Consider the following 14,666-nt stretch of genomic DNA (forward strand, 5'->3'; position numbering starts at 1 on the left):
ATGACGGAAAATGCCAACACAGGCGATGTCAGCGGTTATTCGTTCGAAAAAGCCGTCGCCGAGCTGGAAAGCATTGTCGCACGTCTGGAACGCGGCGACGTGGCGCTGGACGAATCCATCGCCATCTATGAGCGCGGCGAAGCCCTGAAGAAGCATTGCGAAACGCTGCTGAACGCTGCCGAAAAGCGCATCGAGAAGATCCGTCTCGACCGCGCCGGCAAGCCGCAGGGTGTGGAGCCGCTCGACGGAGAGTGATTGCGTTTAGGGTGAGCGTTCGGACGGGATTCGATAAGGTAGCCACCTCCCGATTTAAACGCTCGACGTCATCCTCGGGCTTGTCCCGAGGATCTGCATTGATTTTCTTGACGTGTTTAGATCCTCGGGACAAGCCCGAGGATGACGGAGGAGAGGTTTGAGAACCTTCCCGGCCGTAAGGTGTTCTCACAATGTCGTGTTAACAAGGATCGTTGACGCTGCGTTCGATATCGCGATGCTCCCCTCCCCCTCGGTTATGCTAAACTCCCGCCAGACGATACGAGGAGCTGACCATGTCCTTCTTTCCCGGTAACGATCCCGTCGCGGGCGATGCCTTTGCCTGCGACGCCATCGAGAACCTCATCATCCCCCGCACCAGCGATATTGGCGGCTTTGCGGTGCGGCGCGCGCTACCGACGCGGCAGCGGCGGCTTGTCGGTCCCTTCATCTTTTTCGATCGCATGGGTCCGGCGATACTGAAGGCCGGTGAGGCGCTGGATGTGAAGCCGCATCCGCATATCGGGCTTTCCACCGTCACCTATCTGTTCGACGGCGAAATCAAGCACCGAGACAGTCTCGGCACCGAGCTTGTCATCCGCCCCGGCGACATCAACCTGATGACGGCCGGGCGCGGCATCGTGCATTCGGAACGCACGCCGGAAAACCTGCGCGGCCATCCGCTTTCCATGTCGGGCCTCCAGACCTGGCTTGCCCTGCCCGACCATATGGAGGAAATCGACCCGGCCTTTGCCCACACGGCAAAGGAAGAGATGCCGCTGATCGATATCAAGGGCGCGTCGGGTCGTGTAGTGATCGGTGAATTCGAGGGCCTCACCTCCCCCGTTGCGGCCTTCACGGATACGCTTTATGTCGACCTGACGCTGGAGCCGGGGGCAAAGTTTCCCTTTTCCGCCGATCATGAGGAGCGGGCGATCTATATCCTGTCCGGCTCGCTGGATGTGGCGGGCGATATCTTCGCCGCCGACCAGCTGCTCGTCTTCCGGCCGGGTGACGACATCACGCTTCAGGCCGGCAGCAATGGCTGTCACATCATGATCTTTGGCGGGGCAGCGCTGAATGAGCGCCGATACATCTGGTGGAACTTCGTTTCGTCATCAAAAGAACGCATAGAACAGGCCAAACAGGAGTGGAGAACGGGACGCTTCGACATCGTTCCCGGCGACGAAGAAGAGTTTGTCCCTTTGCCGGAAGGTTGAAATTCTATAGAAGTATACGACATGCATGGTTCACCCGGCGGCTTTCGCGATGAAAGACGTTCTCACGCGCCGCGCGGGGACCACCAGAAAAGGCCGAACGATTGACCGGAATGCCACAGACACCATTGCTTGACCGGGTGAATTTTCCCTCCGATCTCAAGGAGATCGATGATCGCGACTTGCCGGAACTGGCAAGGGAACTGCGTGACGAGATGATTGACGCCGTGTCGAAAACCGGTGGGCATCTGGGTGCCGGCCTTGGCGTGGTGGAACTGACGATTGCCATCCACAAGGTCTTCAACACGCCCGAAGACCGGCTGATCTTCGATGTCGGCCATCAATGTTACCCGCACAAGATCCTGACCGGCCGGCGTGATCGCATCCGCACGCTGCGGCAGGAAGGTGGCCTTTCCGGTTTCACCCGCCGTGCGGAAAGCGAATATGATGATTTCGGCGCCGGCCATTCTTCCACCTCCATTTCCGCCGGTCTCGGCATGGCGGTGGCGGCGGGTCTTGATGGCAGCGACCGCAAGGTCATTGCTGTCATCGGTGACGGTTCCATGTCTGCCGGCATGGCGTTTGAGGCACTGAACAATGCCGGCGCGCTCGATGCACGACTGATCGTCATCCTCAACGACAACGACATGTCCATTGCGCCGCCGACGGGCGCGATGAGCGCCTATCTGGCGCGTCTCGCCTCCGGCCGCACCTATATGGGTTTTCGCGATTTCGGCAAGAAGCTGACGGCGTATCTCGGGAAGACGATCGACCGCGCCATTACCCGCGCCGTGACCCATGCACGCGGTTACGTGACCGGCGGCACGCTGTTCGAGGAGCTTGGTTTCTATCACATTGGCCCGATCGACGGTCACTCCTTCGACCACCTTTTGCCGGTGCTGCGCAATGTGCGCGACAACCAGAAAGGCCCTGTCCTCATCCATGTGGTGACGCAGAAGGGCAAGGGTTATGCGCCGGCGGAAGCCGCAGCCGACAAATATCACGGCGTCAACAAGTTCGACGTCATCACCGGCGCGCAGGCAAAAGCCAAGCCGAATGCGCCGAGCTATACCAGCGTCTTTGCCGAGGCGCTGATCCAGGAAGCCACGCTCGATGAGAAAATCATCGGTGTGACGGCCGCGATGCCCAACGGTACCGGCCTCGACAAGATGGCCGAGCTGTTCCCGGCGCGCACCTTCGATGTCGGCATTGCCGAACAGCATGCCGTCACCTTTGCGGCGGGGCTTGCGGCTGACGGTTACAAGCCGTTCTGCGCGCTTTATTCCACCTTCCTGCAGCGCGGTTACGACCAGCTGGTGCATGATGTGGCGATCCAGAGCCTGCCCGTGCGTTTCCCGATCGACCGCGCCGGTTTTGTCGGCGCCGACGGGCCGACCCATGCCGGCTCCTTCGACACCACTTTCCTCGCCACCCTCCCCGGCATGGTAGTTATGGCGGCCTCGGATGAGGCGGAGCTGAAACATATGGTCCGCACGGCGGCCGCCTATGACGAAGGCCCGATTTCCTTCCGCTATCCGCGCGGAGAAGGTGTCGGCGTCGAGATGCCCGCGCGTGGGGAGATTCTTCAGATCGGTAAGGGTCGCATCATCAAGGAAGGCACGAAGGTTGCCCTGCTTTCCTTCGGAACCCGCCTTGCGGAATGCCTGGCGGCGGCCGAAGACCTGGACGCCGCCGGTCTTTCCACCACGGTTGCCGATGCACGCTTCGCCAAGCCGCTCGATCTCGATCTCATCCGACAGCTTGCCGCCCATCACGAGGTTCTGGTGACGATAGAAGAAGGCTCGGTCGGCGGTTTTGGCGCACATGTGCTGCATTTCATGGCAAGTGCCGGCCTGCTCGATCACGGCCCCAAGGTGCGGACACTCACACTGCCCGACCAGTGGGTGGAACAGGCCAAGCCAGAGACCATGTATGCCAATGCCGGCCTCGACCGGGCCGGCATCATTTCCACGGTGTTCAATGCGCTCGGCCAGCGTCAGGCCGGAGTCGGTTTCGCCGGCTGACAAAATTGCCGGGACAGGAGGCGGGACTATCCCGCCTTTAGCTCAGGATGCCGCGCCGTCGAGAAAACCAACGACATTTTCGATCCGGCCCTCGGCATCGTGGCTCACGACATCGGTGCCACCAGCCACATCGTCCCCTTCATGCGAGATAAGGCGCCAGGAAAAACGGGTGAATTTGCCGTGTCCGTCCGGGGTGCCGGCAAGAACGAAACGATATCCCGGAAATTTCTGCCGCGCCGCCTCGATCATGGCGGCAATCCCCTGCTGGCCTTCGCCCTGCATCAGCGGATCGACGTAGCGCGTATTTTCTGCCCATGCCTGACCGATGAGGTGCCTGCGACGTTCATTGTCTTCCTCATTCCAGGCTGCGAGATAGGTTTCGGCGATTGCGAGATGCTGCGTCATGATTGCGCTCCTTGTGGTTGACGGCCCAAACATGCCGGGGGTCGGGAAGCGGAACAATTACCTCCGAGGTAATCGCATCCGCGATATCTTCTGCTAGGCTGCGGGGCATGACACATCATCGAGAACATGTCGGCCAGGTGCTGAAGGAATGGCGAGCCCGCCGCAGATTGAGCCAGCTGGATCTGGCGGTGGAGGCTGAAATATCAGCACGCCATCTGAGCTTCGTTGAAAGCGGGCGATCATCGCCCAGCCGCGACATGCTGGTGAGGCTGGCGGAGCAGCTTTCGATGCCGGCCCGCGCCGCTAACCGGCTGATGCTGGCTGCAGGTTATGCACCCGTTCATTCCGAACGATCACTGGATGCACCTGATATGGCAGCCGCCCGACAAGCCGTCGAAACGGTAGTGCATGGGCATATGCCATTCCCCGCTCTTGCCGTCGACCGGCACTGGAATGTCGTTCTCGCCAATGGGGCGATCACGTCGCTTCTGGCCGGCGTTTCAGAAGAGCTGCTTTACCCGCCGCTCAACGCCTTGAGGCTGAGCCTGCATCCGCTGGGTCTGAGTTCACGCATCGTCAATCTGGCCGAATGGCGCCATCACCTGCTGGAACGCCTGCGCCGTCAGGTCGAGGAAACCGGAGACGAAGTGCTTTCTCGGCTGTATGCGGAGCTTGCGGCCTATCCCGCGCCAAAGGTCGCCCCGCATTCCACCGGGGCCGACCCTCTGGCCATACCGCTCCAGCTTCGCGATCCATCTTCGGGCGGCATATTGAGCTTCATTTCAACCACCACGGTTTTCGGGACGGCGACGGACGTCACGCTCTCCGAACTCGTGCTGGAGTGTTTTTATCCCGCCGACGCGGCAACCCGCAACGCACTGATGCAAGGCGCCAAGGAGTAAGACCCGTGCACACCACCTATCTTATCGGCTTTCAGCTCCGTCCAGCCCAGCGCGAACGTTTTCTGGAATTGCTGAATGCGCTGCTCGACGCCATGCGGCACGAAAAGACCTTTGTGAACGCAACCCTGCACCGGGATTGCGAAAACGAGAACCGGTTCCTGCTGCATGAGACCTGGACTGACCATCAGGACGTCATCGACGTTCAGATCCACCGGCCCTATCGGCAGGCATGGCACGATGCCCTGCCCGAGCTTCTGGACGCGCCGCGCGATATTTCCGTCTGGCATCCCATGCGGGCGGATCACGCTCACGGAGCTTAGATGCGCGAGTGCCCTGCATTTGCCAGCAGCTCAAACGTTTCCTCAAGATCTTTCGATTTGACCAGCAGGTGATCTCCATCGAAAGTGGAAACCACGAATATCCCGATGTCGTTGGTCGATAGCGGTTCGATCACCGAAAGCACGATGCCGGTCTCATCAAAGGCGAACGGGCCCTGAAGTTTGAGACAGTTCCAGCCGGTGTCGGCCTTAACATCATGAGGGATACGCTCCTGACGGCAAACGACGGAAAGCTCATCATCAGTCCGGCTGATGCTGAGAAAACCTGTGCCATCGGCCCAGGCTGGAATGGATGCATCGGCAGAAAGCCGGGCCACTCCGTAGGTGCCCTCAAGGAGCCTTAACTTAACGCGAGGCGCCATCTGTAAACTGCCTTCCCGAAAGCCAGACGCTTTCCTTGGGTTGAAGGGGAGGATCAAATGCCTCCCCAGAAGGCCATATTATCAGTTTCAAAGCTTGATGGCCGTTTCTTCTTTCGCCGTCTTGATGACGACCATGGTGAAAAAGCGTGCCACATTGTGCTGATCGCGGAACAAGCGGTCGCACAGGGCGTCGAATTCTTCCATATCCCGCAGGCGTAACATCAGTACGACATCGCTTGCGCCGGTGACGGCATAAGCCTGCGACACCGCCTCCTCCGCGCAGGCAATATCCAGAAAGCGGCGCATCTGCTGCTCGCCGTGCAGTTTCAGCTCCACCGTCACCAGAGCCTTGAGCACGCGTCCCGCCTTTGCCGGGTTGAGGATCGCCACGATGCGGTGGATCACGCCCGACTTGCGCAGCCGCTGCAGGCGGCGCAGGCAACTGGACGGCGACAGCCCGACTTCATCAGCCATATCCACATTGGTGCGCGAGGCATCGTCCTGCAAAAGGTTCAGAAGTTTCCGGTCGATCCTGTCCATGCGGATAGCATATCGCCCGCTGCCATCTTTGCAATAAAATTGCATGAAAATGCAATCTCTGACCGCAAATGCGAACCGGCCGGGAGTAGTGGATGGAAACAACTTTCAGGGGAGCCTTGATATGTCAGTTCTACAGACCGTCTGGCAAAAAACGCGGGAAACGCTTGCAATTTACTGGGTGCTGGTGCGGATCACGGTCCCGATCACCATACTGACCGAGCTGCTATCAAGGATGGGGGCGATCGAAGCGGTGGCGCCTGCTTTTGCGCCGGTCATGAACATCATCGGCCTGCCGCCTGAACTCGGCCTTGCCTGGCTGACCGCGATGCTGGTCGGCATATGGGGTGCCGTGCCGCTCATCTTCACGCTGGTTCCCGCGTCGTCACTGACCGTGGCTGATATTACCGTTTTTTCGGCGCTCATCCTGTTCGCCCATGGCTTGCCCATCGAACAGAAAATCATCGAAAAGGCGGGCCCCGGCATGATCGTCACGACGGGGCTGCGCGTCGGCGGCGGATTGCTTTATGCCTTTCTCCTGCACCAGCTTCTGGAATCGACCGGCTGGTTGTCGGGACCGGTGAGCCCGGCCTGGATTGCGATGAGCGCCACGCCTGAATGGTCCGCCTATTTCCTCGGTCTCGGTGAAACCATGGCCTGGATGCTCGCCATCCTCCTTGCCCTTTCCCTTTGCCTTGAAATTCTCAGGCTGACCGGCCTGCTCGCGCTGATGATGAAAGCGCTCTCGCCCCTGCTGCGTCTTGCAGGCATTCGCGGCGAGGCCGAGCATCTCACTGCCATCGGGTTGTTCCTCGGCATTTCCTACGGCGCGGGTTTCCTGATCCGCGAGGCGCAATCGGGGACGATATCACCGCGGCAGGTATTTCTGTCCTGCGTCTTCATGGGTTTTGCCCATAGCGTAATTGAAGACACGCTTGTGGTCATGTCGCTGGGTGCGGATGTCTACGGGGTTCTCGCCGGACGTCTCGTTTTCGCCATTGCCGCAACCGCCGTCATTGCCGCCCTGCTCCACCGCCTGTCGGATGAGCTTTTTTTTGCACGGATGTTCCGGCTACAGCGCGCCTAGGCGGCCTCCCATTTAAAAATGCCGACGCAAAAAGGGGGCCTTTCGGCCCCCGATCCGTAGGTTCAATCTGAAGCCCCGCTCAGAACTCCGTCCAGTCCTGATCCTTCGCAGCCGGTGCTTCGGCAGCACCACCGAAGGCGCGGGCAAGGCTCTGGCCGAGTGCACGGGCCGGCGATGCGACAGGCCTTGCTGTTGCAGAGGCCGATTTTACCGGAGCCTTGCGGATCGGCGCGGCCGGCGCAGGCTGGAAGGCAGGCTTGGCCGAAGATGGGCGCGGAGCGGAATATCCGCCGGCGCTCGCAACGGCGGTGCGTGCGCCGCCCATCCTGAACTGGCCAAGCAGGCTGTTCAGCGCTTCCGCTTCGCGGGCCAGCGAATGGCTGGCGGCGGTCTGCTGCTCCACCATGGCGGCGTTCTGCTGCGTGCCCTGATCCATGGTGTTCACGGCCGTGTTGATTTCCTGCAGGCCGGTGGCCTGTTCGCGGGCAGCGACAACGATGGCGCTGACATGGGCGTTGATCTCTTCGACTTCCGAGACGATGAGTTCCAGCGCCTTGCCGGTTTCATCGACGAGATTGACGCCGTTTTCCACCTGCTGGCTGGAAGCGCTGATCAAGGTCTTGATTTCCTTGGCGGCATTGGCCGAACGCTGGGCAAGTTCACGGACTTCCTGCGCGACCACCGCAAAGCCCTTGCCGGCATCACCGGCGCGGGCGGCTTCCACACCGGCATTCAGCGCCAGGAGGTTGGTCTGGAAAGCGATATCGTCGATGACGCCGATGATGTTGCCGATTTCGCCGGAGGACTTCTCGATCTCGCGCATGGCGGCAACCGCCTTGCGGACCACAACACCCGACTTTTCCGCACCGGCGCGGGCGCGCTGGACCAGATTGCCGGCATCTTCCGCACCACGGGCGCTATCACGCACGGTGGTGGTGACTTCTTCGAGCGCCGCAGCGGTCTCTTCGATGGAGGCCGCCTGCTGTTCGGTGCGGCGCGACAGGTCGTCGGCGGCGGAGAGCATTTCCGAAGCGCCGGCATTGATGGCGGCTGCGTTCTCGCCGACCGTGCGCAATGCCTGCTGGAGTTTTTCGACAGCGCTGTTGAAATTCACACGAACCGGATCAATCGCAGGCGCAAAAGGCGTTTCAATGCGATAGGAAAGATCGCCATCCGCGAGAGCCGCAAGGCCCTTGCCAAGCTCGGCGCTGGCAAAAGCGCTGGCGGCCTCGTCCCTGGCTTTTTCTTCCTCGGTGCGGCGACGTTCTGCTTCCGTCGCGGAGCGCATGCGATCGGTCTCACCGGCAAGGCGAGCTTTTTCAAGCCCGGCTTCCTTGAAGACCATTACAGCCTTTGCCATCTTGCCGACTTCGTCGCCACGATCCGTGGCCGGAACTTCCGTCGTCAGATCGCCATCGGCAAGCCGGCTCATCGCCGCTGTCATGCCGACGATGGGCGTAACGATGGAGCGCGAAAGCGCCCAGATCAGGATCACGGCGAGAAGGCCGGCGACGGCGCCACCGCCGAGAAGGGCATATTCGAGCTTGCGGGCAGCAGCCTGCTGTTCTGCAGCGTAAGCGGTGGACAGGCCATTCAGCTGTTCCTTGATCTTGGCGGCCGAGGCACGGAAGCCGTCAAGCTGGCCCTTGGCCTGATTACGGCCGATTTCGATGATTTCGGAAATCGGCGCTTCGGTCGTCTTGCGTGCGGCGATCTGCGGTTCCGCCAGTTCCTTGAAGAACACGGTGGCGGATTTCTGCATGTCGTCGATGGATTTCAGGATGTCCGGCTGGCCGGCAGCAAGGGCGCGCGCTGCATCAAGCTTCTTCAGCATGATATCGCGCTGGGCGAACACGTCATTATAGGTGCTGTCACTGCGGAACAGCAGGAAGCCGCGCTGATTGACGGCCTGTTCCAGCATGGCTGCCGTCGCGCCATCCACGGCCTGGATGATATCCTTGGTGCGGTTGTTTTCAATCGTGACACGCTCGCTCCCCAGCGTCTGCCAGAATACGACCGCGGAAGCGAGCAGGCACACGCCCATCAAGGCACAGAAGGTGGCTATGAGCTTCAGATTAATGGGGAGATTTTTCAGCGACATCGCAAACTCTCTCGGCGACCCGATGCCTCGGAGCAAGCGTCTGCGCTGCAACGGCCGCAATTTCAGAAATGGGAGAAGATGCCATCATGGCGGGTTCCGACCGGCCGCACGGGCCTTGGCACACCCTGCAATACAAGCCTTTATATTGGATTAATCTGATATGCTGATTTTGCGGCGCAAAAGCCTCATAAGGCCGTGGCTCAGGCGCTGTCGGCTCCGCATCGCGATAAATCGCTTGCATCGGCGGAGTTTGGCAGTCATTGACACGGGATCATGTCCAAAACACCTGAAAATGAACGGCTTGACCAGCTTCTCGTGTCGCTCGGCCATTTTGCCAGTCGCTCGCGTGCGCGCGACGCGATTGCGCGCGGCACCGTGAGCGTCAACGGCAAGACCGTCACCAAACCGAGCCAGACCGTCGCCGGCAATGCCGAGATCGCCATCAGCGATCCAGCGCAGGCCTATGTTTCCCGCGCAGCTTTGAAACTCGTGGCCGCACTCGATCATTTCGGGCTCGATCCTTCCGGCCATCACTGTCTTGACGTCGGCGCTTCCACAGGCGGTTTTACCGAGGTGCTGCTGGAACGGGGCGCCAGCCACGTCATCGCCATCGATGTCGGCCACGGGCAAATGCATGCAAGGATCGCAAACGATCCGCGTGTCACCAATCTGGAGGGGCTGAATGCCCGCTTCCTGACGGCGGACGATATCGATGACCAGCCCATCGGCTTCATTGTCTCCGACGTGTCCTTCATTTCGCTGAAGCTCGCGCTCGCCCCGGCGCTCGATCTTGCTGAGCCGGGTGCTCGCGCTGTCCTGCTGGTGAAGCCGCAATTCGAGGCAGGGCGTGACGCCATCAGCAAGGCCGGGCTTCTGAAGGAACCCGAAACCGCGCCCGCAGTGGCGGCCGAACTGGAGCGCTGGCTGACGGAGGACATGGACTGGAAAAGTCTCGGCCTCATTCCCTCGCCGATTTCCGGCGGTGACGGCAATGTCGAATTTCTTCTCGGAGGCGAAAAGCCATGAGCACACAAACCGTCACCATCAAGAGCCTCGGCGCCCAGGGCGATGGCATTGCGCACTGTCCCGACGGCCCGGTCTATGTGCCCTTCGCGTTGCCCGGCGAGACGGTCGCCATCGCCAAGGTGAAGGATCACGGCACCGTCATGTCGATTACGGAAGCCTCACCCGAGCGCCGTACACCCGCCTGCCGCCATTTCGGCCCGGAGGGCAAGAATGGCACCTGCGGCGGCTGTTCGCTGCAACATCTCGCCGACGAGCCTTACCATGCATACAAGCGGGAACTGGTGGTCTCGGCACTGAAATCGAAGGGCTTGACGCCCGATGTGGATAATCTCGTCATCTGTCGCCCCGGCGAGCGCCGCCGTGCGGTGTTCGCCGCCCGCAAGACGGAAAAGGGCCTGCTGCTCGGCTTCAGCCAGGCGAACAGCCACCACATCGTCGCCATTGAGGAATGTCCCGTCACCTCGCCCGGCATCGTCTCGCGACTGGATGCCATCCGCGCCATCGGACTTTCAATGGTGGCGAATGCGGAACCGTTCCGGATGACGGTGCTGGAGACCCTTTCCGGCCTCGATATTTCCGTCGACGGCATCAAGTCGGTCAGCGACAAGCAGCGCCGCACGCTCACGGAAACGGTTCTTGCCATGCGCGGCATTGCGCGTGTTTCACTGTCGGGTGAAATATTGATCGAACCCCAGAAGCCGATCATCGAGTTTGGCGGGGTGGCGGTATCGCCCCCGGCCGGCAGCTTCACGCAGGCGACGAAGCAGGCGGAGGACACCATGGCGAAGCTGGTGCTTGCCCATGTCGGCAAGTCCAAACGCATTGCCGATCTCTTCTGCGGCTCCGGTACATTTGCGCTGCGGCTTGCGCGCGTTGGCAAGGTGCATGCGGTGGAGGCGGAAGACAAGCCGCTGAAGGCGCTGGATTTCGCCGCCCGCAACACGCAGGGCCTGAAGCCGGTCAGCGTCGAGAAGCGCGATCTCTTCCGCCGTCCCCTGATGACAAGCGAGCTCAAGAATTACGACGCCGTCGTCTTCGATCCGCCACGCGCGGGCGCGGAATTCCAGTGCAAGGAACTGGCACGCAGCACGGTAAAGAAGATCGTGGCCGTGAGCTGCAACCCGCTGACACTGGCGCGCGATCTCGCCATCCTGACCGAGGGCGGCTATCGCATCACCCGCGTCACGCCGGTCGACCAGTTCCTGTGGTCGCCGCATGTGGAAGCCGTGGCGACGCTGGAGAAATAAGCAATCCGGGCGGAGAGCCGCTCAGCGACGCTGAGGCAACGCAACGATTCATATGCCCGCAATCCCAACAGCCCTCATTCCTGTGCTTGTCACAGGAATGAGAGTGGAGATGAAGCCTGGGAGTCTTACCAGGCCGTATCGACCGTGCCGTTGCCCACCACGCCCGAGCAGCGGCAGGCACCGCCCACACGGCCGCGCTCCAGCGGGCAGATATAGGGCCGACGGCGGTTGGCGCTGTCCGGGGGGGTGATGACGCAGACGAAACGCGCGCGGCGCTGGCGGTCGCGGTTATTGCCGGAATAGAAGTTCGGACTATCGTCGTCCGTCGACTGCGCCAGAATGACATCGTTGGTGGAAGCCGCTGGAGCGCGTGTTGTCGCCGCCGCTTCAGCAATCGTTGCGGCGGATAGGAAGACAGTCAGGGCGAAAACGAAGTGACGCATGTGGGTGGCCTTCGGACAATGACGGTGCGTTATCTAACCCAAGCCATATTGCCCGGTTTCTTAATCGCAAGGAATTCCTGCCCGCACACTTAACGACGCATGAATGCCTCGAAGGCGGCGCGCGCTTCGGCACTTTGCAGCTGCGCGATGAAATGACGACCTTCCTCTTCGATGCGGGCGAGAATATCGGCGGGGTTGCCGCGGACCAGATCGCGAGCGATCTTCAGCGCCTGCTGCGGTTTGGCGGCAAGGCGGGTGGCAAGCGCCAGCGTTTCGGCTTCGACATGTTCCGGGGCAACGACTTTCCAGATCAGCCCGGCCTGCAATGCCTGCTCGGCGGAAAAACCCTCACCCATCGCGAGCAGCGCAAAGGCGCGCTGGTGGCCGATGAGCCTTGGCACGAGCAGGCTGGAGGCCGCTTCCGGCACCAATGCGAGATCCACGAAGGGTGTCTTGAACAGGCTGCGGCTGGAAGCGACCGTCAGGTCGCAATGCAGGTTCAGCGTCGTGCCGATGCCGATGGCGAGCCCATCGACACCGGATACCAGCGGTTTTTCGAAGGCGACCAGCGCTTTCAGAAGTTCGAGGGCAGCGAGCTTGCCCTTTCCACCTGACATGGCGAAGGCGAGAAAATCAGCCATGTCGTTGCCGGCGGAAAAGCAGCCTTCCGTGCCGAGAAAGGCAACGACGCGGATGTCCGGATCCGTATTGGCGGAGTGCAAAGCCTCGGCCATGCGCAGATACATGGCATCGGTGATGGCGTTTTTCTTTTCCGGTCGGTTGAAGCGGATGGTCAGAACGTCAGGCGCATGGCCGATACGCGCGACAAGAATATGTTCGTCCGACATCTGAAGCTCCTCAAGCCAAAACAGTACGGGCGGCGGCAAGGCTTGCCGCGCCTGACATAATGCGGTCCTTCAGCGCCGCCGTTTCCGCCAGCAGGTTTTCCGCCGCGAAACGGCAAAGCGCGGCACGATGCCCGCCCCTGCCATCATCGACAGAGACCAATGCGCCCTTGGCGAGATAAGCGCCCGTCAAGGCCAGACCGAAGAGACGCTGATAGGGCGTGGCGCCCGCAAGTGCCATCTCGGTTTCGCCCGCCTTGATGCGGGAGAGCAGCCAGTCGGTTGCCGTTTCCAGATCGGTGAGGCTGGCATCGAGATAACGGGCGGTCTCTCCGAGATCGTCACGGTTCGATGCAGCCGTGCGGGCGGCGATCTCACGCAGTTCGGCGATGAAACCGCGGACCTGCGCGCCCTCGGAGAGCGGCAACTTGCGCAGGACCAGATCGATGGCCTGAATGCCGTTGGTGCCCTCGTAGATCGGCGCGATGCGGGCATCACGCAGATAACGCGCCGCGCCGGTTTCCTCGATGAAGCCCATGCCGCCATGCACCTGAATGCCCATGGATGCGACATCGACACCGGCATCGGTGGAAAAGGACTTGGCGATCGGTGTCAGAAGGGCAGCGCGCTCCTGCCAGTGAGCGCGCTGCCGGGCGTCCTCAGTCGCATGCGCCATGTCGATGGCGTGCGCGCAGCTGAAGGAAATCGCCCGTGATCCTTGCGTCAGCGCCTTCATTGTCAGAAGGGTTCTCACGATATCAGGATGTTCGATGATCGGGCTCATGCCAGGACCCTGCCAGCCGGGCGCCTTGCCCTGCGTGCGTTCCCTCGCGTATTCGATCGCCTTCTGGGTCGCCGCCTCACAGATCGCCACGCCCTGCATGCCAACGGCAAGGCGGGCGTTGTTCATCATGGTGAACATGCAGGCGAGGCCCTTGTTCTCCTCGCCGACCAGCCAGCCGAGCGCACCCTTTTCGTCACCAAATTTGCCGTCACCGAAGATCATGGTGCAGGTGGGCGAACCGTGAATACCGAGCTTGTGTTCGAGAGAGTGGCAGAAAAGATCGTTGCGGTTGCCCGGCGCGCCGTTTTCATCGGGCAGGAATTTTGGCACGAGGAACAGCGAAATGCCACGCGTTCCCGCCGGCGCATCCGGAAGACGGGCGAGAACGAGGTGGATGATATTATCAGCCGCGTCGTGTTCACCCCAGGTGATGAAAATCTTCTGGCCGAAGATGCGGTAGGTGCCGTCACCATTGCGCTCCGCCCGGGTCTTCAGGACACCAAGATCGGAACCCGCATGCGGCTCGGTCAGGTTCATCGTGCCCGTCCATTCGCCGGAGACGAGTTTCGGCAGGTAGGTTCGCTTGAGATCGTTGCTGCCGTGGGCAACGATGGCTTCCACCGCGCCCATTGTCAGCGTCGGCGCCAGCGCGAAGGCCATGGAGCCGGAATTCCACATTTCGAGCGCTGCAACATTCAGCATATGCGGCAGGTTCTGACCGCCGAATTCTTCCGGGGCAGTCAGGCTGTTCCAGCCCGCCGCCGCCCAGCGACGGTAAAGATCGGCCCAGCCATCGGGCGTCGTCACCTTGCCATCGGCAAGTTTTGCGCCCTGACGGTCCCCGATTTCGGCGAGTGGCGCGACCTCTCCGGTGGCGAAACGACCGGCTTCCTCCAGAATGGCATCGACGAGATCTTCACTCAGATCTCCCAGCACACCCCTGGAAAGCGCGTCTCCGAGACCCGCTACATGTTTGAGTGTAAAGGAGATATCATCCACCGGCGCGCTATACATGCTGCCTCCTCCCGAAGCTCTTGTATCCTGCTACTGCCTTCGGGCTAAATGATTTTTACGTAAACGTCAATTTGAAAATTCC

At 61.0% G+C, this 14,666-nt stretch carries 15 protein-coding genes; 8 read left to right on the forward strand and 7 right to left on the reverse strand.

The window, feature by feature from the left end; all coding sequences use genetic code 11:
• The 3 genes from WA845_RS01660 (at position 1) to dxs (ending at position 3,493) form a co-directional block, all read left to right on the forward strand.
• Positions 1–255, forward strand: a complete 255-nt coding sequence (locus WA845_RS01660; protein ID WP_112553368.1) for an exodeoxyribonuclease VII small subunit — start codon at positions 1–3, stop codon at positions 253–255.
• A gap of 293 nt (positions 256–548) precedes the next feature.
• Positions 549–1,472, forward strand: a complete 924-nt coding sequence (locus tag WA845_RS01665; RefSeq protein WP_035209401.1) for a pirin family protein — start codon at positions 549–551, stop codon at positions 1,470–1,472.
• 101 nt (positions 1,473–1,573) lie between these two features.
• Positions 1,574–3,493, forward strand: coding sequence for a 1-deoxy-D-xylulose-5-phosphate synthase (gene dxs, locus WA845_RS01670; RefSeq protein WP_037090795.1), 1,920 nt, complete (start codon positions 1,574–1,576; stop codon positions 3,491–3,493).
• Positions 3,494–3,535: 42 nt separating this feature from the next.
• Here the strand turns inward: dxs and WA845_RS01675 are convergent, their stop codons facing one another.
• Entirely contained in the window at positions 3,536–3,898 is a 363-nt protein-coding gene (locus WA845_RS01675) for a nuclear transport factor 2 family protein (RefSeq protein ID WP_112553366.1), read from the reverse strand.
• A gap of 107 nt (positions 3,899–4,005) precedes the next feature.
• On the opposite strand from WA845_RS01675, the gene WA845_RS01680 reads away from it, so the two are divergent.
• A complete protein-coding gene (locus WA845_RS01680; RefSeq protein ID WP_045532603.1) occupies positions 4,006–4,800 on the forward strand; it encodes a helix-turn-helix domain-containing protein in 795 nt (264 codons plus the stop codon).
• 5 nt (positions 4,801–4,805) lie between these two features.
• Positions 4,806–5,120, forward strand: coding sequence for an antibiotic biosynthesis monooxygenase (locus WA845_RS01685; protein WP_112553364.1), 315 nt, complete (start codon positions 4,806–4,808; stop codon positions 5,118–5,120).
• On the opposite strand, the gene WA845_RS01690 is transcribed toward WA845_RS01685, so the two are convergent.
• Positions 5,117–5,500: an ACT domain-containing protein gene (locus WA845_RS01690; protein ID WP_112553362.1), complete on the reverse strand. Its 384-nt coding sequence runs from the start codon at positions 5,498–5,500 to the stop codon at positions 5,117–5,119. The genes WA845_RS01685 and WA845_RS01690 overlap by 4 nt on opposite strands.
• A gap of 87 nt (positions 5,501–5,587) precedes the next feature.
• On the reverse strand, positions 5,588–6,040 hold the full coding sequence (locus tag WA845_RS01695; protein WP_112553359.1) for a winged helix-turn-helix transcriptional regulator: 453 nt from the start codon (positions 6,038–6,040) through the stop codon (positions 5,588–5,590).
• A gap of 121 nt (positions 6,041–6,161) precedes the next feature.
• Here WA845_RS01695 and WA845_RS01700 point away from each other — a divergent pair, with 121 nt between their 5' ends.
• A complete protein-coding gene (locus WA845_RS01700) occupies positions 6,162–7,124 on the forward strand; it encodes a nucleoside recognition domain-containing protein (RefSeq protein WP_112553357.1) in 963 nt (320 codons plus the stop codon).
• A 79-nt stretch (positions 7,125–7,203) separates the two neighbouring features.
• Here WA845_RS01700 and WA845_RS01705 read toward each other — a convergent pair whose 3' ends face one another.
• Positions 7,204–9,225: a methyl-accepting chemotaxis protein gene (locus WA845_RS01705; RefSeq protein WP_022555718.1), complete on the reverse strand. Its 2,022-nt coding sequence runs from the start codon at positions 9,223–9,225 to the stop codon at positions 7,204–7,206.
• A 273-nt stretch (positions 9,226–9,498) separates the two neighbouring features.
• On the opposite strand from WA845_RS01705, the gene WA845_RS01710 reads away from it, so the two are divergent.
• Positions 9,499–10,251 carry a TlyA family RNA methyltransferase gene (locus WA845_RS01710; protein ID WP_112553355.1) on the forward strand — a complete coding sequence of 251 codons (753 nt, stop codon included), beginning with the start codon at positions 9,499–9,501 and terminating at the stop codon, positions 10,249–10,251.
• Entirely contained in the window at positions 10,248–11,498 is a 1,251-nt protein-coding gene (locus WA845_RS01715; RefSeq protein ID WP_112553353.1) for a class I SAM-dependent RNA methyltransferase, read from the forward strand. Before WA845_RS01710 ends, WA845_RS01715 begins: the two co-directional genes overlap by 4 nt.
• A 125-nt stretch (positions 11,499–11,623) precedes the next feature.
• Here the strand turns inward: WA845_RS01715 and WA845_RS01720 are convergent, their stop codons facing one another.
• The 3 genes from WA845_RS01720 to WA845_RS01730 all read right to left on the reverse strand — a co-directional run bounded on the left by WA845_RS01720 (position 11,624) and on the right by WA845_RS01730 (position 14,584).
• Positions 11,624–11,941, reverse strand: a complete 318-nt coding sequence (locus WA845_RS01720; protein ID WP_309759054.1) for a hypothetical protein — start codon at positions 11,939–11,941, stop codon at positions 11,624–11,626.
• A gap of 89 nt (positions 11,942–12,030) precedes the next feature.
• Positions 12,031–12,789, reverse strand: coding sequence for a crotonase/enoyl-CoA hydratase family protein (locus WA845_RS01725; protein ID WP_112553351.1), 759 nt, complete (start codon positions 12,787–12,789; stop codon positions 12,031–12,033).
• A gap of 10 nt (positions 12,790–12,799) precedes the next feature.
• Positions 12,800–14,584 carry an acyl-CoA dehydrogenase family protein gene (locus tag WA845_RS01730; RefSeq protein WP_112553349.1) on the reverse strand — a complete coding sequence of 595 codons (1,785 nt, stop codon included), beginning with the start codon at positions 14,582–14,584 and terminating at the stop codon, positions 12,800–12,802.
• Between the last annotated feature and the right edge of the window lie 82 nt (positions 14,585–14,666).

Origin of the sequence: Agrobacterium sp. CMT1 (assembly GCF_037203725.1) — a bacterium.
Classification (GTDB): Bacteria; Pseudomonadota; Alphaproteobacteria; order Rhizobiales; family Rhizobiaceae; genus Agrobacterium; species Agrobacterium pusense.

Excerpts from the sequence above, each read along its gene's own strand:
- WA845_RS01730 (WP_112553349.1), bottom strand. The coding sequence starts at position 14,584 with ATGTATAGCGCGCCGGTGGATGATATCTCCTTTACACTCAAACATGTA.
- WA845_RS01725 (WP_112553351.1), bottom strand. The coding sequence starts at position 12,789 with ATGTCGGACGAACATATTCTTGTCGCGCGTATCGGCCATGCGCCTGAC.
- WA845_RS01715 (WP_112553353.1), top strand. The coding sequence starts at position 10,248 with ATGAGCACACAAACCGTCACCATCAAGAGCCTCGGCGCCCAGGGCGAT.
- WA845_RS01660 (WP_112553368.1), top strand. The coding sequence starts at position 1 with ATGACGGAAAATGCCAACACAGGCGATGTCAGCGGTTATTCGTTCGAA.
- WA845_RS01665 (WP_035209401.1), top strand. The coding sequence starts at position 549 with ATGTCCTTCTTTCCCGGTAACGATCCCGTCGCGGGCGATGCCTTTGCC.
- WA845_RS01710 (WP_112553355.1), top strand. The coding sequence starts at position 9,499 with ATGTCCAAAACACCTGAAAATGAACGGCTTGACCAGCTTCTCGTGTCG.
- WA845_RS01680 (WP_045532603.1), top strand. The coding sequence starts at position 4,006 with ATGACACATCATCGAGAACATGTCGGCCAGGTGCTGAAGGAATGGCGA.
- WA845_RS01675 (WP_112553366.1), bottom strand. The coding sequence starts at position 3,898 with ATGACGCAGCATCTCGCAATCGCCGAAACCTATCTCGCAGCCTGGAAT.
- WA845_RS01700 (WP_112553357.1), top strand. The coding sequence starts at position 6,162 with ATGTCAGTTCTACAGACCGTCTGGCAAAAAACGCGGGAAACGCTTGCA.
- WA845_RS01690 (WP_112553362.1), bottom strand. The coding sequence starts at position 5,500 with ATGGCGCCTCGCGTTAAGTTAAGGCTCCTTGAGGGCACCTACGGAGTG.
- WA845_RS01705 (WP_022555718.1), bottom strand. The coding sequence starts at position 9,225 with ATGTCGCTGAAAAATCTCCCCATTAATCTGAAGCTCATAGCCACCTTC.
- WA845_RS01695 (WP_112553359.1), bottom strand. The coding sequence starts at position 6,040 with ATGGACAGGATCGACCGGAAACTTCTGAACCTTTTGCAGGACGATGCC.
- WA845_RS01720 (WP_309759054.1), bottom strand. The coding sequence starts at position 11,941 with ATGCGTCACTTCGTTTTCGCCCTGACTGTCTTCCTATCCGCCGCAACG.